Source organism: Parazoarcus communis (genome assembly GCF_003111645.1).
GTDB classification, from domain to species: Bacteria; Pseudomonadota; Gammaproteobacteria; order Burkholderiales; family Rhodocyclaceae; genus Parazoarcus; species Parazoarcus communis_A.
On sequence record NZ_CP022187.1, the window covers coordinates 4,105,931 to 4,132,892 of the forward strand.

Annotated in this window: 21 protein-coding genes; 18 read left to right on the plus strand and 3 right to left on the minus strand. The window is 59.3% G+C overall.

The window, feature by feature from the left end; translation table 11 throughout:
* From CEW83_RS18745 to CEW83_RS18830, 18 genes are all read left to right on the plus strand, one after another.
* The gene (locus CEW83_RS18745) at window positions 1–1,077 is read left to right on the plus strand and encodes an XrtA/PEP-CTERM system-associated ATPase (RefSeq protein ID WP_108950715.1); all 1,077 of its coding nucleotides are present in this window, start codon (window positions 1–3) and stop codon (window positions 1,075–1,077) included.
* The gene (gene wecB, locus CEW83_RS18750) at window positions 1,070–2,239 is read left to right on the plus strand and encodes a non-hydrolyzing UDP-N-acetylglucosamine 2-epimerase (protein ID WP_420094085.1); all 1,170 of its coding nucleotides are present in this window, start codon (window positions 1,070–1,072) and stop codon (window positions 2,237–2,239) included. The genes CEW83_RS18745 and wecB overlap by 8 nt, the downstream gene beginning before the upstream one ends.
* Before the next feature lie 12 nt (window positions 2,240–2,251).
* Window positions 2,252–3,115, plus strand: coding sequence for an XrtA system polysaccharide deacetylase (locus CEW83_RS18755; RefSeq protein ID WP_108950717.1), 864 nt, complete (start codon window positions 2,252–2,254; stop codon window positions 3,113–3,115).
* Between the two features lie 19 nt (window positions 3,116–3,134).
* On the plus strand, window positions 3,135–4,184 hold the full coding sequence (locus CEW83_RS18760; RefSeq protein ID WP_108951523.1) for a FemAB family XrtA/PEP-CTERM system-associated protein: 1,050 nt from the start codon (window positions 3,135–3,137) through the stop codon (window positions 4,182–4,184).
* A gap of 366 nt (window positions 4,185–4,550) precedes the next feature.
* The gene (xrtA, locus tag CEW83_RS18765) at window positions 4,551–6,131 is read left to right on the plus strand and encodes an exosortase A (protein WP_234418903.1); all 1,581 of its coding nucleotides are present in this window, start codon (window positions 4,551–4,553) and stop codon (window positions 6,129–6,131) included.
* Window positions 6,121–7,290, plus strand: coding sequence for a TIGR03088 family PEP-CTERM/XrtA system glycosyltransferase (locus CEW83_RS18770; RefSeq protein WP_108950718.1), 1,170 nt, complete (start codon window positions 6,121–6,123; stop codon window positions 7,288–7,290). The genes xrtA and CEW83_RS18770 overlap by 11 nt, the downstream gene beginning before the upstream one ends.
* 15 nt (window positions 7,291–7,305) lie before the next feature.
* Window positions 7,306–9,234 carry an XrtA/PEP-CTERM system amidotransferase gene (locus CEW83_RS18775; protein ID WP_108950719.1) on the plus strand — a complete coding sequence of 643 codons (1,929 nt, stop codon included), beginning with the start codon at window positions 7,306–7,308 and terminating at the stop codon, window positions 9,232–9,234.
* 3 nt (window positions 9,235–9,237) lie between these two features.
* Complete coding sequence (locus tag CEW83_RS18780) at window positions 9,238–10,455, plus strand: TIGR04063 family PEP-CTERM/XrtA system glycosyltransferase (protein WP_108950720.1); 1,218 nt, start codon at window positions 9,238–9,240, stop codon at window positions 10,453–10,455.
* A 3-nt stretch (window positions 10,456–10,458) separates the two neighbouring features.
* Window positions 10,459–12,387 (plus strand): asparagine synthase (glutamine-hydrolyzing), encoded by a 1,929-nt coding sequence (gene asnB, locus CEW83_RS18785; RefSeq protein WP_108950721.1) that lies wholly within the window; start codon window positions 10,459–10,461, stop codon window positions 12,385–12,387.
* On the plus strand, window positions 12,384–13,595 hold the full coding sequence (locus tag CEW83_RS18790) for a TIGR03087 family PEP-CTERM/XrtA system glycosyltransferase (protein WP_108950722.1): 1,212 nt from the start codon (window positions 12,384–12,386) through the stop codon (window positions 13,593–13,595). Before asnB ends, CEW83_RS18790 begins: the two co-directional genes overlap by 4 nt.
* The gene (locus CEW83_RS18795) at window positions 13,592–14,908 is read left to right on the plus strand and encodes a nucleotide sugar dehydrogenase (protein WP_108950723.1); all 1,317 of its coding nucleotides are present in this window, start codon (window positions 13,592–13,594) and stop codon (window positions 14,906–14,908) included. The genes CEW83_RS18790 and CEW83_RS18795 overlap by 4 nt, the downstream gene beginning before the upstream one ends.
* An 8-nt stretch (window positions 14,909–14,916) precedes the next feature.
* On the plus strand, window positions 14,917–15,951 hold the full coding sequence (locus tag CEW83_RS21520) for a hypothetical protein (RefSeq protein WP_234418904.1): 1,035 nt from the start codon (window positions 14,917–14,919) through the stop codon (window positions 15,949–15,951).
* Window positions 15,948–17,207 carry a glycosyltransferase gene (locus CEW83_RS18805; RefSeq protein ID WP_108950724.1) on the plus strand — a complete coding sequence of 420 codons (1,260 nt, stop codon included), beginning with the start codon at window positions 15,948–15,950 and terminating at the stop codon, window positions 17,205–17,207. Before CEW83_RS21520 ends, CEW83_RS18805 begins: the two co-directional genes overlap by 4 nt.
* A 10-nt stretch (window positions 17,208–17,217) precedes the next feature.
* A complete protein-coding gene (locus tag CEW83_RS18810; RefSeq protein ID WP_108950725.1) occupies window positions 17,218–18,597 on the plus strand; it encodes a phenylacetate--CoA ligase family protein in 1,380 nt (459 codons plus the stop codon).
* A complete protein-coding gene (locus CEW83_RS18815) occupies window positions 18,590–19,930 on the plus strand; it encodes a putative O-glycosylation ligase, exosortase A system-associated (RefSeq protein ID WP_108950726.1) in 1,341 nt (446 codons plus the stop codon). Before CEW83_RS18810 ends, CEW83_RS18815 begins: the two co-directional genes overlap by 8 nt.
* Window positions 19,930–20,895: a polysaccharide deacetylase family protein gene (locus CEW83_RS18820; protein WP_199915159.1), complete on the plus strand. Its 966-nt coding sequence runs from the start codon at window positions 19,930–19,932 to the stop codon at window positions 20,893–20,895. Before CEW83_RS18815 ends, CEW83_RS18820 begins: the two co-directional genes overlap by 1 nt.
* 74 nt (window positions 20,896–20,969) lie before the next feature.
* Window positions 20,970–22,385 carry a polysaccharide lyase gene (locus CEW83_RS18825; RefSeq protein ID WP_108950727.1) on the plus strand — a complete coding sequence of 472 codons (1,416 nt, stop codon included), beginning with the start codon at window positions 20,970–20,972 and terminating at the stop codon, window positions 22,383–22,385.
* A 16-nt stretch (window positions 22,386–22,401) separates the two neighbouring features.
* Window positions 22,402–23,643: a hypothetical protein gene (locus CEW83_RS18830; protein WP_159099501.1), complete on the plus strand. Its 1,242-nt coding sequence runs from the start codon at window positions 22,402–22,404 to the stop codon at window positions 23,641–23,643.
* 87 nt (window positions 23,644–23,730) lie between these two features.
* Here CEW83_RS18830 and CEW83_RS21150 read toward each other — a convergent pair whose 3' ends face one another.
* Genes CEW83_RS21150 through CEW83_RS18845 form a run of 3 tightly spaced genes read right to left on the minus strand, consistent with a single transcriptional unit; the run spans window position 23,731 to window position 26,960 of the window.
* A complete protein-coding gene (locus CEW83_RS21150; protein ID WP_159099502.1) occupies window positions 23,731–24,756 on the minus strand; it encodes a hypothetical protein in 1,026 nt (341 codons plus the stop codon).
* A gap of 39 nt (window positions 24,757–24,795) precedes the next feature.
* Entirely contained in the window at window positions 24,796–25,635 is an 840-nt protein-coding gene (locus CEW83_RS21785; protein ID WP_108950730.1) for a polysaccharide pyruvyl transferase family protein, read from the minus strand.
* Entirely contained in the window at window positions 25,632–26,960 is a 1,329-nt protein-coding gene (locus CEW83_RS18845) for a glycosyltransferase family 4 protein (RefSeq protein WP_159099503.1), read from the minus strand. Before CEW83_RS18845 ends, CEW83_RS21785 begins: the two co-directional genes overlap by 4 nt.
* Window positions 26,961–26,962: the final 2 nt, after the last annotated feature.

Sequence of the window (26,962 nt, forward strand, 5' to 3'; positions counted from 1 at the left end):
ATGTACGAGTCCTACTTCAAATTTCGCAACAAGCCCTTCCAGCTCAATCCCGATCCGGCCTTCTTTTTCGGCAGTCGCGGACACCGCCGCGCGATGGCGTATCTCGAGTACGGGATGCACCAGAGCGAAGGCTTCATCGTGATCACCGGCGAGATCGGCGCGGGTAAGACCACCATCGTGCGCAGTCTGCTCGAGCATCTTGATCCGGAGAAGGTCGTCGCCGCCAATCTGGTCAGTACCCAGATTGATGCCAGCGAGATTCTGCGCATGGTCGCCACTGCGTTTGGTCTTCCGAATCGCACGCTTGACAAGGCCGGTCTGCTGCTCGCGCTAGAGACCTTCCTGGTGCAGACCACCGCTGCGGGCAAGCGTGCACTGCTGATCGTCGACGAAGCGCAAAACCTCACGCCGTCGGCGGTGGAAGAGCTGCGCATGCTGTCCAATTTCCAGCTGGAGGACCATGCACTCCTGCAGAGCTTCCTGGTCGGGCAGCCGGAGTTTCGCGACATCATGCAAAGCGCCGAGATGCAGCAGTTGCGCCAGCGCGTGATCGCGTCGTACCACCTTGGCCCTCTCGACTCGGAAGAAACCCGTTCGTATATCGAGCACCGGCTACGTCATGTTGGCTGGACGGACGACCCGATCTTCGAGGCCGACGCCTTCAATGTCATTTACGGCTACACGGGCGGCATTCCAAGGCGCATCAATACCTTGTGCGACCGCCTGTTGCTGGGTGCATTTCTGGCCGAGCGACACAGTATCGGCGAGGAAGACGTCCGTGAGGTCATCGAAGAGCTGAAGCTGGAGTTTGCGTCTCCGCAACGGTCCGCTGCACTTCCTGCTGGATCGAGTGGCGCTGGAGAAGCTGGTGTGGCGACACTGGCAGTGGATCGTCTGCAGGTGAGCGACGAATTGCTCGCGCATGCCGCGAGCCTTAGTAGCAACGCCGATATTCAGCGCCTCGAGGCGAGACTTGTCGGCCTGGAGCAGTCTGTTGCTGCAACGCTCGGCGTTCTCAATCAATTGCTGCATGCGGTCCGTCGCGACCCGCCTGCGGGAGGCAAGGAACATGAGTAGTCAAATGTCTGCAGGTGCGGATGCGCCGGTGATCTGCGTGGTGGGTGCCCGTCCGAACTACATGAAGGTGGCGCCGATCATCCGCGCCTTTGCGGCGGGTTCACCCGTCCTTCGTACCCTGCTGGTGCACACCGGCCAGCATTACGATCCCGCGATGAAGGACCGTTTGTTCACCGACCTTGAACTGCCCGACCCGGATGTCAATCTGGCGGTGGGTTCAGGGACTCATGCCGTTCAAACCGCCGAGGTGATGAAGCGGTTCGAACCGATCATCGACCAGTACGGTGCGCGTGCCGTGCTGGTGGTGGGCGACGTCAACTCCACTCTTGCCTGTGCGCTGGTTGCAGCGAAGCGCCACATTCCGGTGATTCACGTTGAGTCGGGTCTGCGCAGCAACGACCGGCGCATGCCGGAAGAGATCAACCGTATCCTCACCGACCAGATCTCGGACCTGCTGTACACCACCGAGCGCAGTGCGCATGCCAACCTTGCGCGTGAAGGCATCCCGGAAGAGCGGGCGGTGTTTGTCGGTAATGTCATGATCGACAGCCTGCGTGCCAGCCTGCCCAAGGCGATTCCTGCTGCCGATCTGCTCGCTGCTGCGGGGCTTGATCCGGCACGCATCGAAAATGGCTATGGTGTGGTGACGCTGCATCGCCCGTCCAACGTCGACCAGGCCGATACGCTTGGCCCGATTATCGGCGCGCTGCGCCAGATCAGCGAAAAGCTGCCGCTGGTGTTCGCATTGCATCCGCGTACACGCACCAACCTTGAGCGTTTCGGCATGCTTGGCCTGCTCGATACGCCGGGTTTCCTGATCCTGCCGCCGCAAGGCTATCTCGAAATGCTTGGTTTGATGTCCGGCGCGCGCATGGTGCTGACCGACTCGGGCGGGATTCAGGAAGAGACCACGGCGCTGGGCGTCCCGTGCCTGACGATCCGTGAGAACACTGAGCGCCCGATCACGGTTGATCAGGGCACGAACACACTGGTCGGGATTGATCCGCAAGCCCTCATCACGGCTGCAGACGCCATTCTGGCGGGCGGCGGAAAGGCTGGACGAGTGCCCGAGCATTGGGACGGACATACTGCCGAGCGAATCGCGAGTCATCTGGCGTCCTGGCTGGAACAGCACGAGGCGGCTCAGGCCGCTGCGGTCTGAGCAAGGGGGCGTATGAGCGAGAATTCACGCACCGCTTCGGAAAAGGCCATTGTCAATGCCCTGACCATCGACGTTGAGGACTACTTTCAGGTTTCGGCGTTGGCGCCGCATTTTCCGCGCAAGAACTGGGACGCGGTGCCCTGCCGTGTAGAGCGGAACGTCGACCTGATTCTTGATCTGCTCGATCAGCGTGGTGCGAAGGCCACCTTCTTTACTCTGGGCTGGGTCGCAGAGCGCTACCCCCAGTTGGTGCGGCGTATTGTCGAGGGTGGGCATGAGGTTGCAAGCCATGGTTACAGCCATGAGCGCGCCAGTGCAATGACGCCAAAGGCCTTTCTTGCGGATATCGCGCTTGCCAAGGCCGTGCTGGAAGACATTGCAGGAAAGAAGGTTACCGGTTATCGCGCGCCCAGTTTCTCGATTGGCATGCAGAATCTCTGGGCGCATGACACGATCGCGGAGGCCGGCTACGTCTATAGCTCCAGTGTGTACCCGGTCAAGCACGATCACTACGGGATCCCGGATGCACCGCGCTTCCCGTATCTGCTTGCGTCAGGCCTGATGGAAATTCCGGTGACCACGATGCGCTTACTGGGTCGCAACTGGCCCGCCGGCGGTGGTGGCTATTTCCGTCTTCTGCCCTACGCGGTGTCGCGCTGGCAGATTGCGCGCGTCAACCGCGATGACAAGCGCCCCGCGATCTTTTACTTCCATCCGTGGGAAGTTGACCCGGATCAGCCGCGCGTGGCCGAAGCGTCAGCGAAAACGCGGTTCCGACACTACGTGAACCTCGCACGAACCGAAAACCGTCTCAAGCGACTGCTGGGCGACTTCAACTGGGGACGGGCGGACGAGGTTTTCCGCAATGCCGCCTGAGTCATCGGGAGTGATCATTGTGGACAGGCTAGCCATCACCGTCAAACCGCTTGCACCGGAAGATGCGCTGCGCTGGGACGCCTTCGTGCGGGCCTGCCCGCAGGCGACGTTCTTTCATCTGTCGGCGTGGCAGCAGATTACCGAGCAGATCTTCAGGCACCGCAGTTTTTTCCTTTACGCGGAGCGCGCTGGGGAAATCGTGGGCGTGTTGCCGCTCGCAGAGGTCAAGAGCAGGCTCTTCGGCCATGCACTCACCTCGCTCCCATTTTGCGTCTATGGTGGCGTGGCTGCCAGCGCGGATTCGGAGGCCGAGGCGCTTGCCGCACTCGAAGCCGAGGCAGATGCGCTGGCTCGCAAGCTTGGCGTGCAACACCTCGAATACCGTAACCTGAACCCGAGGCACCCCGACTGGCCGCACCAGGAATTGTACGTCACCTTCCGCAAGGCGATTCTGCCCGAGGTCGAGGACAACATGCTCGCGATCCCGCGCAAACAGCGGGCGATGGTGCGCAAGGGAATCAAGAACGGTCTGGTCAGCCATGTCGATACCGACGTTGAGCGCTTTTTCGCTGTCTATGCCGACAACGTGCTACGGCACGGTACGCCGGCACTGCCCAAGCGCTTCTTTCAGTGCCTGAAGGAGACTTTCGGCGATGACTGTGAGGTTCTGACCGTGACGGATGACGCTGGCAAGGTGCTGTCGAGCGTGCTCAGCTTCTACTTCCGCGATGAAGTCTTGCCCTACTACGCGGGAGACGACCTCGCCGCGCGTGACGTCGCCGCCAATGATTTCAAGTACTGGGAGCTGATGCGGCGGGCCTGCGAGCGCGGGTGCAAAGTCTTCGACTACGGCCGCAGCAAGGTGGGAACAGGGCCTTACAGTTTCAAGAAAAACTGGGGTTTCGAGCCGCAGCACTTGTCTTACGAATATCAGTTGTACAAGCGCGACAGCGTGCCGCAGAACAACCCGATGAATCCGAAATACAGGCTCTTCATTGCCATGTGGCGTCGCTTGCCGGTCGGTGTGGCGAACGCGATCGGGCCGCATATTGTGCGCAATCTGGGATGACTTTGGATGTCAGATTAAATCGTAGCAGTGTATGTCGCGAAGCCGTTGTCCGGATGCCGCGAGCGCGAACGCTGTGCCGGTGCGTTTTATCGTAAAGCGGATTTTTCTGGCTGCGGAGGCTTGAGCTGCCAAAATCAAGACCGAAGGGTGTCTTTGGCGCATGCTTGAATTGCGGCCATGCTGTGAGATTGCCCACGGTCAGGATGCATCTGATTCGGATATATTCGGGCGTCCGTGTTGGAGCGCGTCGTTATGTTCTGCGATGCTTACGATGTGTTCCTCTGCAGATGCCCGCTTTGGGTTTCTTCTGATCCAGGAGCTTGGCACACAATGCCGGCATTTTGCCCCTGCCCCTGATCCGATCCTTTGTTTTCCGGCATATTTATGGCGCGAGCAGCTGTGGAAAATGGTAAAAACATGAATGTTGCCACCTCCTTCATGAAGGAGCACGCCGCTTTTGTCCGCGTTGCGTTGACCTTGGCTGTGGTCTTTGCTTGGTGTGTGGCTTGGTATTTTCCGACAGCGATCGAAATTGCTTCGATCTGGTGGCGTTCCGAGACCTATGCTCACGGCCTGGTCGTGCTCCCCGTGTTTGTATGGCTGGTGTGGGGTAAGCGCGACAGAATGGGGGGGCTGACTCCTCAGGCAATTCCATTGCTTGCTGCGCCAGCTGCGCTTGCCGGCTTTCTGTGGCTGCTAGGGAAGTTGGTGTCCGTGGCCGCAGCTGCCCATGCCGGCTTCGTCCTTATGCTTGTCATTGGAATGGTCGCCGCGCTGGGATGGCAGTTGTCACGTGTGCTCCTGTTTCCGCTCGCCTTTCTGTTGTTCGGCATTCCCATCGGGGATTTCCTTTTGCCGACACTCATGGACTTTACCGCCGAGTTTACCGTGTGGGCGCTTCGGCTGAGTGGTGTTCCGGTGTATCAGGAAGGCTTGCACTTTGTTGTGCCGAACGGCCGATGGTCGGTGGTTGAGGCGTGCAGCGGCATCCGTTACCTGATCGCTTCTCTCATGGTCGGCTCACTCTACGCTTATCTGAATTACACCAACCTGCGCAAGCGGCTGTTATTCATGCTGGTGGCAATACTGGTGCCTATTGTTGCGAACTGGATTCGCGCCTACATGATTGTCATGCTGGGCTATCTCTCCAACAACGAGCTTGCTGCGGGCGTTGATCATCTGATCTATGGGTGGGTGTTCTTTGGTATTGTAATTATGATGATGTTCTGGATAGGGCAGCGCTGGAGTGACCCTGAGATCCTTACGAAGAGAGGGGAGGGCGCAGCCTCACCAAGGATGCCGGCTTACTGGCTGAGGTTGTTGCCGGTTGCCGCAGTGATTGCCATCACCTCCCTTGTCGGTGCCCGGGTCGATGCCCCCAGCGATCAAATCGAAGTTTCCTACGCGTTGCCGGCGCCGCGTGATGGATGGGTCGAGGGTGACCTTTCCACTTTGGCATACCGCCCACACTACAGTGGTTTCCGCGCTCAGAAAGAGTCCGCCTATCGTGACGCGGAGGGAGGCATGGTAATGCTGTACTCGGCGTTGTTTGCCGACCAGCGTGAAGGCGCAGAGATGGTTGCTTGGGGGAACGGGCTTGTTTCACCCGGCAACAATCGACTGAATGTGATCTCCATGCGTGCCTTGATTACACCTTTCGGGGTGCTGAACAATGCACAGATCATCGGTGAGGGAGAGCGCGTATTGGTTGCTCACTGGTATGTCGTGAATGACAAAGTGGTCACGCGCGACTGGGAGCTCAAGCTCCGACTTGCTGGGGATCGCCTGATCGGGCGGCCGGACGCTACGATGGTTTTTGTACTTGCCACGCCCGCCTCTGACGAGGAGGAGGGCGTTCGCCGGCTGAGGGCATTCGTCAGCACGTATGGTGAGTCACTTAAGCGCGTGTTTGCCAATGTGGAGACAAAGGTCGCTGATGGTCGATGAACGTCCCTTGGTAATGCATCTGGTGTTCAGCTTCGATGTGGGCGGACTGGAGAACGGCATCGTCAACCTGATCAACCGCATGGATCCTGCGCTTTTTCGTCACATGGTCGTTGCGCTTTCACATTGTTCGCCTGGCTTCTGCAGCAGGGTCCAGCGAGATGACGTCGAGTTCATCTCGCTGGAGAAGGCGCCGGGACATGGGGTCAAGCTCTATCCGAGGCTCTACAGTTTATTTAAGCAGTACCGGCCGTCTATCCTGCACTCCCGGAATCTTGCGGCGCTTGAGGCTGTAGTGCCTGCGCGGGCAGCAGGTGTGCCTGTCCGGATACACGGAGAGCACGGCTGGGATGTGTCGGACCCAGGTGGGACCCGGGTGCGTTACCGCTTGATGCGTCGTCTGTACCGGCCTTTCGTCAGTCACTATGTCGCGCTCTCGGCTCATCTTGCGGATTATCTTGTTGAGCATGTGCACGTGCCTGAGTCCCGGCTGACCCGGATCTGCAATGGTGTGGACACCACACGCTTTCACCCAGCGAGGGAGGGCAGGGATCTGCTTGGGGGCTCCCCTTTCAATGCCTCGGATCTCACCGTTGTAGGTACTGTTGGTCGCTTGCAGGCGGTGAAGGATCAGGTCACCCTTGTGCGCGCCTTTGCGCTAAGTCGATCATTGGCTGGCGCGGCGAGCGACAGATTGCGCTTATGCATTGCCGGGGACGGTCCGCTGCGAAGAGAGGTCGAGGAAGAAATCGTGCGAGCAGGCGTGGGGAGCCAGGTCTGGCTGGCCGGGACGCGAGGCGATGTGCCAGATGTCATGAGGGGACTGGATCTGTTTGTGCTACCGTCGCGTGCCGAAGGAATCTCCAATACCATACTTGAAGCCATGGCCACCGGTCTGGCGGTGATTGCAACCAATGTGGGGGGCAATGCCGAACTGGTGCTGCCCGGCGAGACTGGGGCGCTGGTGCCTGCGGGAGATCCTGCAGCGATGTCCGAGGCCATTGCACAGTACGCGGCGGACGGCGCACTGCGGCGTGAGCATGGTCTGGCAGGACGTCTGCGCGTTGAATCTGCGTTCAGTCTTGACGGCATGGTGGAGCGGTATGCATTGCTCTATCAGTCTCTGCTTGAGGCAGCGTGTGCGCGCCGCGCGGCGGCCTGAAAAAGGAAAAGAACGATGTGTGGAATAGCTGGCCTCTTTGATATCCCTGGCAAGCGCGAATTCGACCGGACGCTCATGCAGCGGATGAACGATATTCAGTACCACCGTGGCCCCGACGAGGGTGATCTCTATCTTGAGCCTGGGGTCGCGCTGGGTCACCGCCGCCTGTCGATCATTGACCTCGCATCCGGTCAGCAGCCGCTGTTCAACGAGGATGGCTCGGTTGCCGTGGTGTTCAATGGCGAGATCTACAACTATCAGGAGTTGGTGCCCGAGCTGGAAGCACTCGGACATGTGTTTCACACCCGTAGCGACACCGAAGTGATTGTTCATGCCTGGGAGGCGTGGGGCGAAGACTGCGTACAACGCTTTCGCGGGATGTTTGCCTTTGGCCTGTGGGACCGCAACCAGCAGTGCTTCTTCATGGCGCGCGACCGCCTTGGCGTGAAGCCGCTGCATTACGCAATTCTGGACGATGGAACCCTGGTTTTTGGCTCAGAGCTCAAGGTGCTCATGCAGCATCCGGGGCTCGACCGCAGCATCGACCCGCATGCTGTCGAGGAGTACTTCGCACTCGGATATGTGGCCGAGCCGCGCACGATCTTCAAGGGCGCCCGCAAGCTGCAACCGGCTGAAAGCCTGTGCATCCGGCGTGGTCAGCCCGTCCCCGCGCCCAAGATTTACTGGGACGTGCGTTTCTCGCTCGACAATCCCTTGTCTCTCGAAGAGGCCAGCCTCGAACTCACCGAACGTCTGCGTGATTCCGTGCGGCTGCGCATGATCTCCGAAGTGCCTCTGGGCGCTTTCCTCTCGGGCGGGGTCGACTCCAGTGCGGTGGTCGCAACCATGGCAGGGTTGTCGAGCGAGCCCGTCAATACCTGCTCGATTGCTTTCGACGACCCGGCTTTCAACGAGTCAGCCTTCGCAAAAATGGTGGCCGATCGTTACAGGACCAATCACCATGTTGAAACGGTGAAGTCTGACGATTTCGACCTGATCGACACGCTCGCAGCACTTTACGACGAGCCTTACGCCGACAGCTCCGCCATCCCGACCTACAGAGTGTGCCAACTCGCCCGCAAGCATGTGACGGTGGCGCTTTCCGGCGACGGCGGCGACGAGAGCATGGGTGGCTACCGCCGCTACCGCATGCACATGATGGAAGAAAAAATGCGCGCGGCGATGCCTCACGGCGTGCGCAAACCGGTGTTTGGACTGCTGGGGCGGATGTATCCCAAGGCTGATTGGGCACCGAGGGTGTTTCGTGCCAAGACGACCTTTCAGGCGCTGGCACGTGACTCGGTGCAGGCATACTTCCATTCCGTCTCGATCCTGCGGGATGAGATGCGCGCGAGCCTGTTTTCGACGGATTTTCAGCGAAAACTGGGTGGTTACAATGCGATAGAGGTCTTTCGTCGCCACGCCGATGCCGCGCAAACTGACGACCCGCTGGCACTTATCCAGTACATCGACACCAAGACGTATCTTGTAGGTGATATCAATACCAAGGTCGACCGCGCGAGCATGGCGCATTCACTCGAAGTGCGCGAACCCTTGATGGATCACAAGCTGGTCGAGTGGCTCGGGTCATTGCCTTCCGGTCTCAAGATCAAGGGTCAGGAGGGTAAGTACGTGTTCAAGAAGGCGATGGAGCCGCTGTTGCCCAATGATGTGCTCTATCGACCAAAGATGGGTTTTTCGGTACCGCTGGCGCGGTGGTTCAGAGGCCCGCTGAAACAGCGCGTGCGGGATGCGGTGCTTGGTGACACGCTGGCCGCCACCGGCATCTTCAATCGCAGCTACCTGCAGCATCTTGTTGACGCACATCAGTCTGGCGCGCGTGACTACAGTGCATCGCTGTGGACGATCCTGATGTTCGAAGCTTTCTTGCGGAATACGGGCATTGTCGCCTCGGGGTCACTCGCGACCGAAGCAGTGGGTTGATCCATGCGCATCCTTCACATTCTCGATCACTCGCTTCCGCTGCATAGTGGATATACGTTTCGCACGGCCGCGATTCTGCGCGAACAGCATGCGCTCGGCTGGGAGACGTTTCATCTCACGACGCCGAAGCAGGGGCAAACCACAGCTGCTGAGGAAGAGGCCGACGGGCTGCGGTTTTACAGAACAGCGGCGCCCGAAGGCGCCGGACTCGTGGCCCAGATGCGACTTACCGCAGCGCGTATCGATGAACTCGTGGGCACGCTTCGCCCGGACCTCATTCACGCCCATTCTCCGGTGCTCAATGCCCTGCCAAGCCTTTGGGTCGGGCGGCAGCGCAAAGTGCCGGTCGTATATGAGATGCGCGCTTCGTGGGAGGATGCTGCGGTCGATCACGGCACCACGACCGAGGGCAGCCTGCGCTATCGCGTCTCGCGAGCGCTGGAGAGCTTCGCACTCCGTCGGGCGAGCCACGTTACCACCATCTGCGAGGGCTTGCGTGGCGACATCATGGCCCGCGGGCTGGCGCCGGAAGCCATCACTGTCATCCCCAATGCCGTCGATGCCGACGCCTTCCAGTTTGGCGCTGAAGCAGATCCATCTCTGCGCGCCGAACTCGGGCTTGAAGGGAAAACCGTACTGGGCTTTGCGGGCTCGTTTTACGGCTATGAGGGGCTTGATCTGCTGGTTTCTGCGCTTGCCAGCCTGGTTGAGCGATATCCGGACATCCGCTTGCTGCTGGTCGGTGGTGGTGTGCAGGAGCAGGCCCTGCGCGAGCAGGCGGCGCGTGAGGGCGTGGCCGATCGCGTCATCTTCACCGGACGGGTGCCGCATAACCGCGTGCAGAAGTACTACGAGCTCATCGACGTTCTAGCGTATCCACGCCTGCCGATTCGGCTCACCGAACTGGTAACGCCGCTCAAACCGCTGGAGGCGATGGCGCAGGGGCGGATGTTTGTCGCCTCAGACGTTGGCGGTCATCGTGAGTTGGTGAAGCACGGTGAAACCGGCTTTCTGTTCAAGGCCGGCAGCGTCGAGGCGTTGGCGGAGTCGATTGCGCACTTGCTCGATCATCGGGATGTGTGGCCCGCTGTTCGTGCCCAGGCGCGCGCCTTTGTCGAACGCGAGCGGACCTGGGCCAACAGTGTGGCGCGGTATCGCGAGGTTTACCGCAAGGCGTTGGCAACGCGTGGCCGCGAGTCTGTACTTGCCGAGGTGAAATAGGTCATGTGCGGCATTCACGGTTTCTATCGTTTTGACGGCGAGCGCGTCGATCCTGCCCAGCTCACGGCCATGGGGGACGTGACCCGCCATCGTGGCCCCGATGACGAAGGACAGCATATCGACCGCAATGGGCGCTGTGGCATTGCCATGCGACGCCTGTCCATCATCGATCTTGCCGGCGGGCACCAACCGATCTCCAATGCGGACGATACCCTTTGGGTCGTGTGCAATGGCGAGATCTACAATTTCCGCGAGCTCCGTGCCGAACTGCAGGACCGCGGCTATCGCTTCAAGACCGGGTCGGATAGCGAAGTGTTGCTGCATCTCTATGACGAGATGGGCGACGACTTTGTTCATCGACTCGATGGCATGTTCAACTTCGCGCTGTGGGATGCCCGTCGCAAGCGCTTGCTGATCGGGCGCGACCATCTCGGCGTAAAGCCGCTATACGTTCATCAGTCTGCGACCGTGCTGGGTTTCGCTACCGAGGCCAAAGCCCTATTGCAGTTGCCGGGCATGCGTACCGAACTCAATCGCGATGTGCTCGGCGATTACCTGCACCTGGGTTACGTGCCTGCGCCGCACTCGATGTTCAGCGGCATCCGCAAGCTGCCGCCGGCCACCTTGCTGGCGGTGGAGAACGGCGAGGTGCGTGAGTGGCGTTACTGGCGCCTGCCCGCGACGATCGATCGCAGCGTCTCCGAGGCCGAGTGGGTGGATCGCATCCGAAGCGGAATGGAGTCAGCGGTACACCGGCAGATGGTCAGCGATGTGCCAATCGGCGCGTTTCTGTCAGGCGGCGTCGATTCCAGTGCGGTGGTTGCCTACATGGCCAGGCATTCCTCGCACCCGATCCGCACTTATGCGATTGGTTTCGAGGGCGGTGAGGCCGAGCAGCTCTACAACGAGCTGCCCTATGCCCGTCAGGTGGCAAGGCTCTTCGGCACCGAACACCGCGAGATCGTCGTTAAGCCGGATGTGGTCGGTCTGCTGCCAAAGCTGCTGTGGCACATGGATGAGCCGGTCTCCGATTCCGCGTTCATCACCACCTTTCTGGTGTCTGAGTTTGCCCGGCAGGACGTCAAGGTGATTCTTTCGGGGGTTGGCGGCGACGAACTGTTCGGCGGCTACCGACGCTATCTTGGTGGTCACTATGTGCGCAAACTGGAACGCTTGCCGCGCTGGTCGAGAAGGCTGATGTCGCGTGCAGCCGAGCTCATGCCCAGTGACCGTCATTCGAAGGTGCTGAATACCTTGCGTCTGGCCCGGGGCTTTCTCGCCTCGGCCGAGCTTTCGCCGGATGAGCGTTACCGTCACTACCTGCAGGTGCTCGACCACGAGACTGTGTCGGCGCTGACCGGCGGTCGCAACGGGTCCAGCGATGCACTCGCTGCTGCGTTCGCTGCTGCAGGTGACGAGGATGCACTCAACCGGATGTTTGCAGTCGACGCCGAAACCCAGTTGCCTGACGATCTGTTGATGCTTACAGACAAGATGAGCATGGCTGTATCGCTCGAATGCCGCGTGCCGCTGCTCGATCGCGAGCTGGTTGAGTTGGCAGCAGCCATCCCCGAGTCCCTGAAGGTAAAGAACGGCCGTCTCAAGCATCTGATGAAGGATGCGCTCTCCGATGTGCTGCCGCCGGACATTCTCGATCGCAAGAAGCGGGGCTTCGGCACGCCGATGGGAGCCTGGCTCAAGCGTGAGCTTGCCCCAGTGCTGCGCAGGCTGCTCGCAACCGATGTCGTGAGAGACCGTGGCTTGTTCGATCCTGCGGTGGTGTCCCGCCTCATGGCCGATCATGAGTCTGCCCGTATCGATGGCACGGACGCGCTGCTTGCCCTGATGAACCTGGAAATCTGGAGTCGTCTCTACCTTGATGGTCATTCGGTTGATGACGTCACGGCAGAGCTCAAAAGCCATCTCGCATGAAAATTCTCTACGTCTGTCACCGCTTTCCGTTTCCGCCCAAGCGCGGTGGAAAGATCCGCCCCTTCAACATGATCCGGCATCTGTCGCAGAATCATCAGGTCACGGTGTGCTCGCTGGCGCGTTCCGAGGCTGAAGCTGAAGAGGGCAGGGGGATCGCACCGCACTGCGAGCGGTTCGAAATGGGGGTGGTGTCGAACCCGATCCAGATGCTGCGCATGGTGGCGCGATTGCCGACAACCGTGCCCTCGTCAATGGGTTTTTTCTATTCGCCCGACCTGGCGGCCAAGGTCAATGCCCTGCTTGCATCCGAGCAATTCGACCTGATTTTCGTGCATTGCTCATCCGTGGCGCAGTACGTCAGTCACGTTCGTGACATTCCCAAGATTCTCGATTTCGGCGACATGGATTCGCAGAAATGGCTTGAGTACGTCAATTACAAGCCGTTTCCGCTCAAGGCCGGGTACTGGCTCGAAGGCAGCAAGATGGAGCGCGAGGAGAAGCGCCTGGCCCGTCTCTTCAACCTCTGCACCGCCACCACGCGTGCCGAGTGGGAGACGCTGGAGTCCTACTCCACGGGGGTGTCGACCGACTGGTTCCCCAACGGCGTCGATGCTGACTTCTTCAAGCCCGATGGTGAGGGCTATGATCCGGACACCATCAGCTTCATCGGGCGCATGGACTACTATCCCAATCAGGAGGCCATGTTCCGCTTCTGCGAACAGATCTGGCCGCTGCTTCGTGCCAAACGGCCCGAAATGAAGCTGCTGATCGTGGGCGCCGACCCCATCCCCGCAGTCATCAAGCTGGGTGAGTTGCCCGGTGTCACCGTGACCGGATCCGTGCCTGACGTGCGTCCCTACATCCTGCGCTCTGCTGCGATGGTCGCGCCGCTCAATATCGCGCGCGGCACCCAGAACAAGATTCTTGAAGCAATGGCGATGGGCGTGCCCGTGGTGTCGAGCAGCATCGCAGCTGGCGGGGTTGATGCCCAGGGTGAGGAGCATTTCCTCGTCGCCGACACGCCGATGCAGTACGCTGATGCCATTCTTCGCCTGGTTGAGCAGCCTGCCGAGCGCGAGCGGCTGTCCCGGGCGGGGCGTGAGCGCATGCTTTCGCACCACGCATGGCCGCGTTCGATGGAACGCCTTGACGGCATCATTGAGCGCTGCCTGACCGAATTTCGCGGCAACAAGGAAACCAGTCAATGAAGATCAGTATTTTCGGTTTGGGCTATGTTGGTGCAGTGTCGCTCGCCTGTCTTGCACGTGATGGGCATCAGGTCATTGGCGTTGATATCGATGCCGCCAAGCTGGCGCTCATCAAGGCGGGCACCACACCGGTTGTTGAAGAGGGCATGGTCGATCTCATGCTCAGCGTTGCCGCAAGTGGCCGAGTCAGTGTGACGACCGATGTTCGTCAGGCCGTGCTCGACAGCGACATTTCGCTGATTTGTGTCGGAACGCCCTCTGCCACCAATGGCAGTCAGGATCAGGGCGCGGTACTTCGTCTGGCAAAGGATCTTGGCCTTGCGATCGCCGACAAGACCGCTCCGCATGTCCTGGTGTTTCGCTCCACCCTGGTGCCCGGCACAGTTGAAGACGTGCTCAAGCCCATCATCGAGGCCGAGTCCGGCAAGCGCGATGGCGAGGGCTTCCACCTGTGCTTCCAGCCCGAGTTCCTGCGCGAAGGCTCGTCGATTCGCGACTACGACAAGCCGCCATTCACCGTTGTGGGCGCAAATCATCCTTATCCGGCCGACCGCCTGCGCGAACTGTTCGGCCATCTGCCGTGCAAGTTCCTGCAAACCTCGGTTCGCGCAGCCGAGATGATGAAGTACTGCTGCAATAACTTCCACGCCCTCAAGATCACGTTTGCGAACGAAACCGCGCGTCTGTGCGAGGCCCTCGGCGTCGATGCGTTCGAGGTCATGGATCTGGTCTGTCAGGACACCCAGCTCAACATTTCGCCGGCCTACCTCAAGCCGGGATTCGCCTTTGGCGGTTCCTGCCTTCCCAAGGATCTGCGCGCAACCAGCTATCTGGCCAAGACGCACGACGTCGAACTGCCCATGCTCAACGGCATCCTGCAGTCCAACCGCCAGCACATCGACCGTGCCATCGCCAAAGTGCTTGAGTCTGGCTGCCGCAAGGTCGGCATGCTCGGCCTGTCGTTCAAGACCGGTACCGACGATCTGCGCGAAAGCCCGCTGGTTACGCTCGCAGAGCAACTCATCGGCAAGGGTGTGCAGCTGTCCATCTACGATCCCGACGTTCAGCTTTCCCGCCTGCTCGGTGCCAACCGACGTTTTATCGAGACCCAGTTGCCGCACATCGGGGAACTGCTCAAGCCGGATCTCGATGCAATCATCGCGGAATCAGAAATGTTGATCGTGGGCGTCTCGAATCCCGCGATCTTCGATGCAATCGCCACGCATTCGCGTGCTGAGCAACGCATCATCGATCTGGTCAAACTTCCGGCACTGGATGGAATGCGGGCACAGGTGGAAGGGCTCTGCTGGTGAAATCCGGCATGGAGCCCAGCAAGGCCGGGAAGATCGCTGCTACGCTATGGCTGCGTCTTTTCCTGGTGTCGGCGGTGCTGACGCTGATTGCAGCAGGTTCGCTGCTGCCGCATCTGAAGAACTCCGCTGAACTTGTGCGGATGCGCAACGCCTTGCTGCTTCAATCAGAACCCGCGGAGTACGACTGGACTCCGGCGACAAAGCCGAAGAGCTTTGCGGTGGACGACGGCGCGCCAATGCCGCTCTATGCAGACATCGTAGCGAGAAACGAGCTTCGGGTCGAAGGCGATGACTGGGCGACTGCGCTGAAAATCGGACAGCACCTGCTTGTCGACGGGAATCGCACTGGGGGCCCGATTCAATCGGATCTTACGCAGACCTATCGACGGATTACCGAGCTTGGCGAGGGCTACTGTGGCGACTTCGCCGATACCTTCACCGGCTTTGCATCCGCTGCAGGGGTATTCACCCGCCCATGGGCTTTCTCGTTCGACGGTTTTGGTGGGCATGGACACATCTTTAATGAGATCTGGGACGCACAGCAGGCGCGCTGGATCATGATCGATGTGTTCAACAACTTCTATCCGGCAGACGCCACCGGACGCCCATTGTCAGCGATGGCATTTCGCAATGCCCTGCTGACAGGTGTGACGGTCCCGCAGCTGGTGCCGGTTGATGCTCTGGCCAAGCCTGGCTTTAAATACGCTGAAAAAGCGATCGCGTACTACCGTAGCGGGCTTCCCGAGTGGTACATGTGGTGGGGCAGCAACGTGTTCGAGAACGATCAGGCGTTCCTTGTGCGCACGCTTGGCGGCACTCATCGCGCCCTTGAACAGTTGGGCGGTATCGTCGGGGGCACTTATCCGGGTATTCGAATCCTCGAAACGTCGCAGAACCAGCCCCAGCGTGATTCAATGCACTGGCTTCGTTTGCGTCTGATCGTTGCAACCGCTGCCGGGGTGTTTTCCTTGATTTTTTTTGTGGCTTGGCTGGCAACGCGCCGCGGAAGTAAGGAGGCTGCACTACAAGGCCGGCCAACATGACGGCAGCGCAAGCACTGCCGCAGGCTTCTGAAGCGCATTCAGAACACCTGCCGTGCATTGCCATTTTTTCGACGCTGTTTCCAAGCAGTATTCAGCCAAACGCCGGGCTATTCATCCGTGAGCGCATGTTTCGCATGGGGCGTCACGCCCCCTTGATCGTAGTGGCACCCCAGCCCTGGTTTCCACTGCAATCGCTGATTCGCCACTTCAAGCCGGGCTATCGGCCGATGCCTCCCCGGCAGGAGGTTCAGGAAGGCGTGACGGTTCTGTTCCCAAGGTTCCTTGCCGTACCGGGGCTTTTTCGTCGGCTTGACGGCCTGTCAATGGCGCTATGCACCTTTACGTTGATGCGTCGTCTTCGCAAGGAGCGGCAGGTCGGCATCATCGACGCGCATTTTGCATATCCCTGTGGGGATGCTGCGACGAGGCTTGGGCGCTGGTTGAAGCTTCCGGTCACCATCACATTGCGTGGGACAGAGTCGCGCCATCTGGCTGACCCCGCGCTAAAACCTCGCGTGTTGCAGGCGGTGACCGCAGCAACCCGCGTCTTCAGTGTCTCGGACTCTTTAAGGCAGCTGATGATTCGGCAGGGCGTGTCGCCCGAGCACATATCGGTCGTGGGAAATGGTGTGGATCTGGCTAAATTCCGCCCAATTTCAAAGCTTGATGCTCGTCTTCAAATGGCTGTGCCCGACGACGCTCCAATCCTGATTTCGGTAGGTGGGTTGGTCGAACGCAAAGGTTTTCACCGCGTCATTGAGCTTTTGCCTGCGCTACTGAAACATTTTCCCCGACTTCACTACCTCGTCGTAGGCGGCCCGAGCCCTGAGGGAGATATGAGTGTTGCCTTGCGGGAGCAGGTCCGCGGGCTCGGCCTTGAGGCGCACGTCACCTTTACTGGTTCGTTGCCTCCCGACCGTCTCCACGTTCCGCTCAGTGCGGCAGATGTATTTGTGCTGCCAACCCGCAACGAGGGGTGGGCAAACGTGTTTCTTGAAGCCATGGCCTGTGGTCTGCCGGTGGTTACAACTGATGTGGGTGGCAATCCAGAAGTCATCAACTCGCCAGCACTGGGGCAAATTGTCCCGTTCGGGAACGCTTCCGCACTAGAGGCGGCAATCACAGCGGCACTTGAGAACGATTGGGACCGCGAGCGTATTGTTCAGTACGCGCATGACAATACGTGGGACAAGCGCATTGACCTGCTTGTCCGTCATTTTCATCAGGTGCTTGCGGACTACCGCGCACCCAACTGAAGAACAAACGATGTCAATTTACACACGGGTTGCTTCCAGGCTTCTGTTTCCGATTCACGAGAAGCTTAAAGGCCACGGCACGGTGGCGCTTCACCGGCAGCTCGAGCTCAGCCAGTGGTGGGAGCCAGAGGCGCTTCGTCGCCACCGTGTCGAGCGGCTGCGCGCTTTTCTTGTACTCATTGGTACAACGGTCCCTTATTACCGGCAATTGTTTGCTGAGCAGAAGTTCGACCCCGCATCCGTGGATTCGCTCGAGGCCTTGTCTGCACTGCCCCTGCTGACCAAGTCCGATATTCGCGGCAACACGGAAGCGATGAAGGCTGAAGGACATGGCCCACTCAGTCGCTACAACACGGGAGGCTCGTCCGGCGAGCCGCTGATTTTCTATATGGGCAAGTCTCGAAAGAGTCACGATGTCGCCGCAAAATGGCGCGCCACACGCTGGTGGGGGGTCGATATCGGTGATCCGGAGCTTGTCGTTTGGGGCAGCCCGATCGAACTCGGCGCGCAGGACCGCATCCGCCAACTGCGTGACGGGCTCATGCGCAGTCAGCTGCTGCCCGCATTCGAAATGTCTCCGGCCAATCTCGATCGCTTCGTCGAAACCATCCGTAGCGCACGCCCGGCCATGCTGTTCGGCTACCCGTCGAGCCTGTCGCTCATTGCCGGGCACGCCCGAAGCAAAGGCGTGGCCATGGACAAGCTCGGCATCCGGGTGGCGTTCGTAACATCCGAAAAGCTCTACGACGAGCAGCGCCAGACCATAAGCGAGGTCTTCGGCTGTCCGGTCGCAAACGGCTATGGCGCGCGCGACGCAGGCTTCATCGCCCACGAGTGCCCGGCCGGCAGCCTGCACATCAGTGCCGAAGACATCATTGTCGAAACCGTGCTTCCGGATGGCTCGTCCACCACCGCTGGCGAAGCTGGCGAGATCGTGATCACCCACCTCGCGACGCCGGATTTTCCGTTCGTACGCTATCGCACTGGCGACATCGGCGTGTTGTCCGATGCGCCGTGCGCCTGCGGCCGCGGTTTGCCGGTGCTCAAGGAAGTACAGGGGCGGACGACGGACTTTGTTGTTGCCAAGGATGGCACGATCATGCACGGTTTGGCGCTGATCTACACGGTGCGCGACCTTCCCGGCGTGGAGCGCTTCAAGATCGTGCAGGAGTCACTGGACCGGACGGATGTCTTTCTTGTAACCAACTCGGGCTTCAACGCAAATTCGGTGTCACGTATCGTTCACGACTTCAAGGCACGGCTGGGCGAGGGGGTGGAAGTGGCGGTACACTGCGTCGACGAGATTCCCGCCGAGGCCTCGGGCAAGTTCCGCTACGTCGTCAGCAAGGTAGGGCTCCAGAACCGGCAGGAGGCGGTCGCCCATGCGTGATCTGCTTATTACCGCAATCGTGCTGGGGACGCTGCCGTTTGTTTTTCGCCATGCCTGGATCGGGGTGCTGTTATGGACCTGGCTCAGCATCATGAACCCCCATCGCCTCACTTGGGGCTTCGCCTACGACGCTCCGTTCGCCGCAATGGCGGCAGGCGCGACCCTGATCGCGCTCTTCTCCACCAAGGACAAGGTAAGCTTGCCGCGCAGCGCAACCTCGAACACCTTGATACTGTTCATCGTATGGATGTGCATCACCACCGCATTTGCAATGTTCCCCAGCGATTCGCTCGGGCAACTCAACAAGATCATCAAGATCCAGCTGATGACACTGGTTGCGCTGGCGGTGCTGCACCACAAGCTCAGTATCCAGTTGTTCGTCTGGATCAACGCGCTCTCGCTCGGTTTTTACGGGGTCAAGGGCGGTATTTACACGATCCAGACCGCTGGCGCCGGGCGGGTGTGGGGCCCCGGCGGGTTCATCGGCGGCAACAACGAGATCGGGCTAGCAATTCTGGTAGCCATCCCGCTCATGTACTACCTTTACTTGGTGACCGAGCAAAAATGGATACGGCGAGGCTTGATCGGCGCGATGCTGCTGTCTGCAGTGGCTGTGCTGGGTACTCAATCGCGCGGGGCCTTTCTGGCGATTGGGGTCATGTCCGTGGTGCTATGGTGGCGAGCGCCGCGAAAGGCTCTGGTGGGTGCCGGCTTGGTTGCGGCGGGCGTTGCAGTGCTGGCAATCATGCCTTGGTCATTTTCGGACAAAGTCAACTCGATCACGTCTTATGAAGAGGATTCGTCCGCCATGGGGCGGATCAACGCTTGGGAAACCGCGATCAACATCGCCAACGATCGCCCCTTTGGCGCGGGCTTCGAGATGTACAACGGACTGGTCTGGGGGCTCTATGCGCCAAATCCGACTGTCGATAGAGCATCGGACCCGTCCATTGTCCGCGCTGCTCACAGCATTTATTTCCAGGTGTTGGGGGAGCATGGCTGGATCGGGCTTGGGCTGTTCCTGATGATCGGGTGGCTGGTATGGCGGGATGCAGCGCGTTTACGAAAGCGAACGCGGGATAAGCCCGAATTCCAGTGGGTGTTTCACCTCGCCAGCATGACGCAGGTGGCGCTGATTGGCTTCGCCGTGGGGGGCGCCTTCCTGAGCCTTGCCTATTTCGATCTTCCATACAATCTGCTGGTGATCATCGTGGTTCTGCAACGCTGGCTTAACCTGCAGGTATCCGAAAACGCGAACAACCCGGCGCCTGCCGCTCGTGGCGCAGTGGGCAGTCCGCACCCTGTCACCGGATTCGTGGGGGATAGACAATAGTGTTCCTCATCCGATCCCTGAACGCGGTTTTCTCTCCGGGGGGGCGCCATGGGCGGCTTTCCACCCTGATCTTCCATCGCGTGCTGGCGCAGCCAGACCCCTTGTTTCCGGAGGAGCCGGACGCGCGGCGGTTCGACGAGCTGATGTCGTGGGTTGGTGCGTCTTTCAATGTGGTCCCGCTCGACCAGGCGCTTACTCAGCTGCGTGCTGGGACGCTGCCGCCCCGGGCACTGGCGATCACCTTCGATGATGGTTATGCAGACAACTGCGAGATCGCAATGCCGATCCTGCGCCGGCATGGCATGAACGCCACCTTCTTCGTCGCAACGGAGTTTCTCGATGGCGGCCGCATGTGGAACGACACCATCATCGAGGCGATCCGTCGCACCGCCGCGCAGGCGCTGAATCTGTCGGACCTCGGGCTGGGAACGCACGATCTGTCGTCCGTGACCAAACGCCGGCAGGCGATCGACAGGCTACTGCCGGCGATAAAGTACCTTGCACTCGACCAGCGTTGCGCCATGGTGGACGTCCTGGAGCAACGCTGCGCGGTAGCGCTGCCGAACGATCTGATGATGACCAGCGGGCAAGTCTGCGAACTGCGCGACGGCGGCATGTCCATAGGCGGTCACACCTGCAGTCACCCCATACTCGCGCGGCTGGATGAGCGCGCAGCGCGGGACGAGATCGTCGAGAACAAGTCAAGGTTGGAACGAATGCTTGGGCAAGCAATCGAGCTGTTTGCCTACCCCAATGGCAAGCCGGGCGCCGACTACCTCGCCCGCGATGTTGGTCTGGTTCGAGAGGCGGGCTACCGCTTTGCCGTGTCCACCTCCGCAGGCGTGGCAAGGCAGGACTGCGATCCATTCCAGATCCCACGGTTTACCCCATGGGACAGGACGCAGTTTCGCTTCGGCATCCGGATGGCACGCAACATGTTCAGCGCAAGCTCGGTGGCGGCGTGAGGCGCGGCGCGGCGCTCCTGTCTGCCGCCCTATTCCTGGGCCTTGCGTCTACGTCCCATGGCGCGGGCGGGGCAGTGCCCCTGGACGACTCGCCGCAGGGCATGACTTGTCATTTCTATTCGAAGGCGGCTCGGCTGAGCTGGCAGCAGAAAGGCGGTGACTGGCGCGATGCCGCTGGCTCGGCGTACGGCGATCTTTCTTACGTCCGCGATTCGGTTGCCAAAGGCGACGCGCTGCAGACGTTTCGACTCGATGTAAGCCCTCTGGCGAGAGACTGGATTGCGGGAAAGGCGCCGGTGGGCAGCATATTCTTGCGCAACACCGGTGGGGGGCGTGCCGGCATCGTGAACTTCGCGAGTCGCGAACATCCTGATGTCGCCCAGCGCCCCAAACTGACGGTGAGCTGGGATGACGGCGTGAGAGCGGAAGAGAACGCGGTTGCAGACACCCATTTTTCCTGTCCGAACCATCGCAGTTACGGTGGAGAGAAGGTGTTCAAGGTTGGCGGAGGACACAACGCGGTGCTTGTGTTCCCGTTCAAGGCTCGCGCGGGCCGAACGCTGGTATCTGCGCACCTTCAACTGTCCAGTGACAAGCAGTACGGCCCCCAGTCGTCGATCGGAGTGTTTGCCCCCGCGCCTGGTGGCAGCGCGCAGCCGTCGACTTCCGGCGGTCTGGCCGACGGCTTTCCGAATGATGTCGGAATCGCAAGCCATCCCGACGTGATCTTCGCCGACCGCTTCGAAGAGCGGGGATGGCAAGCCTTCTGGTCCGGCATCGATGCGCGCTCCGCCGCAGAGATGATCAGCGAGGACCGGGGCAATGGCTTCGAACCGCTAACCGGGCGTGCGTTGCGCGTGACCCTGGCCAAAGGGGTCAATACCGCCCTGAATGCCCATCTGCGCTTCGCCGCCCTCCGTGACGGTGAACCGGAGGAGGCCTACTTCCGCTACTACCTTCGCCTTGGAGAAAACTGGAATCCGACGATCGACGGTGGAAAGATGCCGGGCTTCTCGGGCACCTACGGCAGGGCGGGATGGGGAATGCGCAAATCTGACGGCGTGAATGGTTGGTCCACGCGCGGCGCGTTCTTTCAACAAACCTCGAGTTCGGGTGTCGCAGCGGCGTTGCGCGGCGTGGGCTCCTACGTCTACCACGCCGATATGGAAGGGCTCTCAGGCGATACCTGGGGCTGGAGCCTCGGCCCCTCGGGGCTGCTGCAGAAGAACCGCTGGTATAGCGTCGAGCAGCGCGTTCGAATGAACTCCCTGGGCAAGGCGGACGGGGTGCTGCAAGCCTGGATCGACGGTCAGCTCGTGTTCGAACGAAAGAACCTCCGCTTCCGTGAAGTTCCGGACCTTAAAATCGAATCGGTGTGGATGAACGTCTATCACGGTGGCGTGAGACCCGCCCCGCACGACATGAGCCTCTACATCGATAACCTGGTCGTGGCGCGGAAGTACATCGGGCCGATGAAGGTGGCCGAATAGCCAGAAAGGAGGCGGGATGCGGCGTTTGAAGGGTTGTGCAGCGCTGCGTGCTCTGCTCTTCGTCGGAGCTCTGTTCATGTTCTGCGTACCATCGCAAAACGTGACCGCAATGGATCTGGCGCCCGATTCTTCGGTGCTGCGACGGATCGAGGCGCTGGAGGAAAACCACGGTCTGCGCCTGGGTTCGGCCCGTGTGCTGGGCGACTTCAATGCTGTGGCCCGGCGCTTCGATCTTCATCGCACCGGTCCAAGGAGCCGAAACTACTCCTTGAAGATGGTGTGGGCACCGGAGCGGCAGCGCGCGTTGTTCGCCGGTGCAAATCATGGCAAACCGCACAGACTTAACGACGTGTGGGAGTTTGATCTGGCGGCGCTGGCCTGGGTGATGCTCTACCCGCCCGACAACCCGCGCAGTTACGACGGCCTTGGCGAGGATGCGAGTGACGTCGTCTTCGAGGATGGACTCCTCATCACCCGGCGCGGTGGCCCGGCCGTGATCGGCCACACCTGGTGGGGCATCACCTACGATCCGGTGAATCGACAGATGCTCTTCATGAACATCTGGCTCACTAAACAAGAGGAAGCCATTCGGCAGTTAGGTGGTGACCCTGCTGCTCGCTATACCGGTCCGCCCCTGTGGTCCTTCAAACCTGAGACGGGACAGTGGGCTCCGCTCAAATCCGTGCCACCCGGTCCCCGTGCGCCCTTTGGCGCAATGCTCGAATACGTACCGGAACTCGAAGGAGCCATTTGGCATATGAACAACTGGCAGATGCGCGCGACTTGGCACTACGAGCCAGTGAAACGGGCTTGGACGCTCCTTCCCCTCAACACGGAAGAAAAAGACTTCAAACAGCAGGCACCATCGCGTGAACTGGTTGGCTACTACGATATGAGGCGGGGTATCGTCGTAGCTCAACAGGGCAAGAGCACTTTTCATCTGGATGTCGTTCGTCGCCGCTGGGAAAAGGTTTTGAATGCCCCAGAAAACTCAGATGCGGTGCCATTCGGTCACGATGCAAAGACATCCTTTTACTATGACGCTGCAAGTGGTGATGGGCTGTTGCTCGACCATGAAAAGAAGGAACTCTGGGCCTACACTCCTGACACGTCGAGTTGGAGAGTTCTGAATCCGTCCGGCGACCCGATGCCTAAAGGGGATCGGCTGCTTGCTTATGCCGATCCAGCGCTAAACGCGTTCGTTGTTATCGATGATCGGATGGTCTGGGTGTATCGACATCGCGGAGTACGAGACTAAACCGGGGGAGTGCCTGGAGAGTTGTCGTCTCAGCTTCCAGGTCGCTGCAAAAGGATTTGTCGCCTCATGCGCGCGCCCGCATTGGCCTTATTGCGCATACTTCTCGGCGAACCAGACGAGCCAGTTATACGACAGGAGCGCTGACCGACGGCGATAGATCGTATCCAGACGAGTCAGGTTCTCATCACCGATTGCAGTTAGCAGACGGTTCAATGAGTACCGCACCCGCGCAAGATGGAAGGCCGGGTCGTGTGGCTGAATGGCACCGTAGGACTGGAGGAACTGTGCCTGCATCCGACTCAATAGCGGGGCGGAATAGGTCCAGTCGCATTTAAGCATCTCGAGTTCGAGCCAGAAGTTGCAAGGATCATAGGCGGTTGACCCGTGATCAAACATGCTGAAATCAATAACCCGAATCTGCCCTTTGTGAGCGATTATGTTATGACTGGCAAAGTCGTTGTGGCGGCCGGAAATCGCGGTCACAAGCGGTCTTGAGGAGGCCGCGGTGGTCTGAACCGCCGAAACAATTCTATTGGAAAGGCTCGAGGATACGTATGGTGCAGGACCCTCCGTAAGCATTTTCAACCTGATGCTGCAATAGTCGAGGAGCTCCCATACATCAAATTTCGCAGGTTCGCAGCTCGTCTTTGATTGAAAATCTTTAAGCCACGCACCACATAACCGCATATATAAATCAAGAACTCCGCGTCGGCGAGGCAGCGAGACCAGTCGGGCGTTTCCACGGTACCAATTTCTTAGTGGCGTCCCTTTTGCTGCGAGCGTGACTATGGTGGGAAACTGATCGTAAAAAGCATATGGGGTCGCTACGCCGATGGGCGAACCTTCCGACTGGGCATTGGAAAGTAGCGCCATTATTTCGTATTCGGACCTTAATCGCGCCGACACGAGCGACGCGTTAGACGCATCCATCTTCGGTGTCTTCACGAAGTACGAAGACTTATGAGTTCCCTTCCGAACTGAAACTATGCAGATGTCAGAATAAGGGCTCGCGATCTCGCTTGTGCCGAATTCGGTCGTCCCGTCAAGGGTCCGAAGATCCTGATCAAGTGAAAATTTAAGTAGCTCAATAGGACCTTTATCGTGCGCACTCATACGGTTATGCCTGATTTCACTTCCCTTTTCTAAGTATCGCTACCGGGCGGGCGATGTCCTAAACTCGTGGATAATAGAAAGTAACTTCTCCGTTCGTTCGCGAAACACGAGTTCGTTCGACAAATAACGTACCCTTCCGTTAATTATTCCATGGAGGACTCTTGTTATCTCAAACCTCTTAAGTCTATATTTCGCAGCGGAGAGTAGCCCGGGCTGTCTGGGCCATATCGGAGGAAGATCCTTGGGTTTGAAGTCAATGCCGATCGAACTGCACCAGTCAGTCCATTTGAACTTATTTGTCATTCCCTCTCTTTCGATGCTATTGGAGCGTATTGGGTACCAAGGAATTCGAAGTGCGTCCGCGATAATGGCTCCATGCATCGCTTCGGAGATGACAAAGTCGCACTGGCTAATTGAATCAAGAAAGTCCGGAACGCTCATGTGCGGCGAAATTAAGGACAATCCCATCTCGTTTGCGATTTCCTGCCAGAAATCGTGGGGAGACGAAAAATATGGGACGACGCCAATTTGAGCGGCTCGTGAGGACGGTCTGACGTAATGATAGGCCAACAACGCTGCTGGGTCAGTTGTGGATTTACATTCGTCGATTCCTAGGGCCTCCGCCGTTAGGGGGCCTCGAACTGCCATGACGTGTAAGTCGTGACGGATCTTTACTCCGTGTGCTGGGCCTCTAGCGCCGCTGCCAATCACATAAGTTGTTCGATGAGAGTTAATGCGTTCGTCGAGAATCGAGCCAATTCCGAATAGAACCGATTCGGGGAAAAGCTGCTCTAGTTCCGGAATTAGCCGTGGCCAGATCCACTCGTTCAGGGCGTCGCCGACATTAGGTGGGGTGGTTTTACACCAGTAAAGATTCATTTTTCCGAGAAACTTTTCGTGGAGTGGGTCAAATCAAACGGAAGGGGATTACTTGTATCCGTTTCGACTGGAGCTTGCTGCAAGTTGGAGACGATCGCCGTCAGCTTATTCTGGATGGCAGTACGGCTGTACAAGTCCAAGACGCGGGACCGTCCGGATGTCGCAAGTTCATCACGACGGATGGGGTCCCGAAGCAGCTCGACGCATGCAGTTGCAAATTTCTCGGGAGAGTCTGCTTGAAGAAGGTCCCGTCCTGGCTCCAAGTCAAGTCCTTCGGCACCGATCGTCGTCGAAACCACAGCCCTCCCGTAAGACAGCGCTTCGAGAATCTTGATTCGCGTTCCGCCTCCAAACCGAATAGGAGCGATAACGAGGTCGGCTTCAGCGTAGTAGGGTTCAACCGAGTCGACGCCTCCGGTGACTATGATTGCGTTCCTCCCCCCCAGCTCCTGAACGCAGGGGCGAGGCCGGCGCCCCACGATTGTTAGGCTCACCCTGTCGCCGAGCTCCCGGCGGATAAGCGGATAGATCGAGTCGCAAAAATGAAGGATCGCATCCTCATTAGGAGGGTAGCTGAGCGCGCCCAAAAACATGATTCTCGCAACTCCTGATTCTGGGCTCGGCGGTAGAGCTGGCTTAAATGGGAACGAGTTTGGAACAACAGCGATTTCTGCGGCGCCCGGGCGGCGGAGCAATTCGCTTCTGTCATGATCAGAGCATACGCTGACAAGGTCGGCCTCGCGCTGAATTCGATGCTCCAGCCTCAGCGTTTCAATGCGCTCAAGCTTCGCGACAATGCTGTTCTCTCGGCCCAGACGCTGCCTCAGGAACGGCAGCTCCCGAGCAAGCGTAATGGACTCAATGTCGTCAAAATCAACATACACGCGCTTCGCTGTGACGCCAGTATGCCGCTGGATCTGTTGCCACACGGGGTAGTTTCGGATGCGGAAACAAAACGCCATGTCGTAGCAAAGCGGGGCGCCCGCTTGGCGAAAACTCTCCAGTTCGTCCTTCGCGACAATGTGGGAATCCTTCCACAGCAGCGAAAGCCTGATCGCAAAAGTAAGCCCAGGTAGTTTTCTTGACGTTAGCTTGGAGCTTGGCGATAACCTGACGATCCGCACGCTGCGGCATTTTGTGCGCAACTCTTCCACGTTGGCGCCTCCGCTCACTTGCTTGGCCGTCATGGCAAGGACAAGGTCGACGTCGCCAATGCTGCACAGCGCGTCGAGGTGCGACCACGCTCTCTGTTCGACGCCGATTCCATCGAACGTGGGGAAAACAGGAGAGATGAACAGAAAGGTGGGTCGTTGTTCTTGGGTCATGA

Excerpts from the sequence above, each read along its gene's own strand:
- CEW83_RS18745 (WP_108950715.1), top strand. The coding sequence starts at position 1 with ATGTACGAGTCCTACTTCAAATTTCGCAACAAGCCCTTCCAGCTCAAT.
- wecB (WP_420094085.1), top strand. The coding sequence starts at position 1,070 with ATGAGTAGTCAAATGTCTGCAGGTGCGGATGCGCCGGTGATCTGCGTG.
- CEW83_RS18755 (WP_108950717.1), top strand. The coding sequence starts at position 2,252 with ATGAGCGAGAATTCACGCACCGCTTCGGAAAAGGCCATTGTCAATGCC.
- CEW83_RS18770 (WP_108950718.1), top strand. The coding sequence starts at position 6,121 with ATGGTCGATGAACGTCCCTTGGTAATGCATCTGGTGTTCAGCTTCGAT.
- CEW83_RS18775 (WP_108950719.1), top strand. The coding sequence starts at position 7,306 with ATGTGTGGAATAGCTGGCCTCTTTGATATCCCTGGCAAGCGCGAATTC.
- CEW83_RS18780 (WP_108950720.1), top strand. The coding sequence starts at position 9,238 with ATGCGCATCCTTCACATTCTCGATCACTCGCTTCCGCTGCATAGTGGA.
- asnB (WP_108950721.1), top strand. The coding sequence starts at position 10,459 with ATGTGCGGCATTCACGGTTTCTATCGTTTTGACGGCGAGCGCGTCGAT.
- CEW83_RS18790 (WP_108950722.1), top strand. The coding sequence starts at position 12,384 with ATGAAAATTCTCTACGTCTGTCACCGCTTTCCGTTTCCGCCCAAGCGC.
- CEW83_RS18795 (WP_108950723.1), top strand. The coding sequence starts at position 13,592 with ATGAAGATCAGTATTTTCGGTTTGGGCTATGTTGGTGCAGTGTCGCTC.
- CEW83_RS21520 (WP_234418904.1), top strand. The coding sequence starts at position 14,917 with ATGGAGCCCAGCAAGGCCGGGAAGATCGCTGCTACGCTATGGCTGCGT.
- CEW83_RS18805 (WP_108950724.1), top strand. The coding sequence starts at position 15,948 with ATGACGGCAGCGCAAGCACTGCCGCAGGCTTCTGAAGCGCATTCAGAA.
- CEW83_RS18810 (WP_108950725.1), top strand. The coding sequence starts at position 17,218 with ATGTCAATTTACACACGGGTTGCTTCCAGGCTTCTGTTTCCGATTCAC.
- CEW83_RS18815 (WP_108950726.1), top strand. The coding sequence starts at position 18,590 with ATGCGTGATCTGCTTATTACCGCAATCGTGCTGGGGACGCTGCCGTTT.
- CEW83_RS18830 (WP_159099501.1), top strand. The coding sequence starts at position 22,402 with ATGCGGCGTTTGAAGGGTTGTGCAGCGCTGCGTGCTCTGCTCTTCGTC.
- CEW83_RS21150 (WP_159099502.1), bottom strand. The coding sequence starts at position 24,756 with ATGAGTGCGCACGATAAAGGTCCTATTGAGCTACTTAAATTTTCACTT.
- CEW83_RS21785 (WP_108950730.1), bottom strand. The coding sequence starts at position 25,635 with ATGAATCTTTACTGGTGTAAAACCACCCCACCTAATGTCGGCGACGCC.
- CEW83_RS18845 (WP_159099503.1), bottom strand. The coding sequence starts at position 26,960 with ATGACCCAAGAACAACGACCCACCTTTCTGTTCATCTCTCCTGTTTTC.